The organism is Synechococcus sp. RC10B2 (genome assembly GCF_047502635.1).
In genome coordinates this window covers 1-908 of sequence record NZ_JANSHO010000004.1, presented here as the reverse complement: position 1 = coordinate 908, position 908 = coordinate 1, and the positions used below count along the sequence as shown (strand labels likewise).

At 55.1% G+C, this 908-nt stretch carries 2 protein-coding genes; both read left to right on the top strand.

Going from position 1 to position 908, the window contains the following annotated elements:
* Positions 1–460 (top strand): RNA-guided endonuclease InsQ/TnpB family protein (locus NW855_RS00365; protein ID WP_414508241.1); only part of this gene is annotated, 460 nt, incomplete at its 5' end.
* A gap of 29 nt (positions 461–489) precedes the next feature.
* On the top strand, positions 490–891 hold the full coding sequence (locus NW855_RS00360) for a transposase (protein ID WP_228375423.1): 402 nt from the start codon (positions 490–492) through the stop codon (positions 889–891).
* Positions 892–908 lie beyond the last annotated feature (17 nt).

Sequence of the window (908 nt, the reverse complement as noted above, 5' to 3'; positions counted from 1 at the left end):
AGTCGCCCTGATGGGTGAGTGGCTGGAGCTGCTGCGTAAGCAGTACAACTATCGCCTGGCAGAACGGTTCAACGGGTGGGAGCAGAATCGCTGCAACATCCATGCCTGCTCCTTGACGGTCTGCCATCTGCCTGAGTTGAAAGACAAGCCCGATTTCTACTCACAGAAACGAGACTTGGTAAACACAAAGGCTCTCTTCCCCGAATACCAAGCGATTCATTCCCAGGTGCTCCAAGACTGCCTACAGCGGGTGCAAAGGGCCTTTGAGCGATGGCTAAAAGGTGACCGCAACGGCAAAAGGGCAGGCAGGCCTAGGTTTAAGGGAGTAGGGCGGTATCGCTCCTTCACCTTCCCTCAGATGAAGCAGGACTGCATTCGAGGGCAGTTTATCCATCTGCCCAAGGTTGGGCCGGTCAAGCTGGTCCAACACCGCCCTTTGCCCGACGGTTTTACAAAGTAGCCAACCAGCGCAAAGATTTTCACTACAAGATGGCAAAGAAGTTGTTAAGTAAGGGGAAGCACATTGCTCATGAGGCGCTTACTATTAGGGGTCTGGCTAGAAGCAGACTAGCCAAATCTGTTGATGATGCTGGGTGGGGTGAGTTCCTGCAAATTTTGGCAGCCAAGGCTGAAAGAGCTGGGCTGTTGACGATTGCAGGGGATCCCCGCGGCAGCAGTCAAGGGTGCTCGGGGTGTGGTCGAGATGTGCCCAAAAAGCTGCATGAGCGGTGGCACGATTGTCCGCACTGTGGGTTGAGGATTGGCAGGGATCACAACTCGGCGAGGGTCATCAAATCCAGAGCGGTGGGGCGTCCCGTTCTTCAAGCTCAGGAAATGTCCTGCTATTGGGCAGGAGTCACTGGGAAGCCCGCACTCTATGCGTCAGCATGAGTGCGGGAGTACGTCAC

Bases quoted from the DNA above. Each gene is read 5' to 3' on its own strand.
- NW855_RS00360 (WP_228375423.1), top strand. From the start codon at position 490: ATGGCAAAGAAGTTGTTAAGTAAGGGGAAGCACATTGCTCATGAGGCG.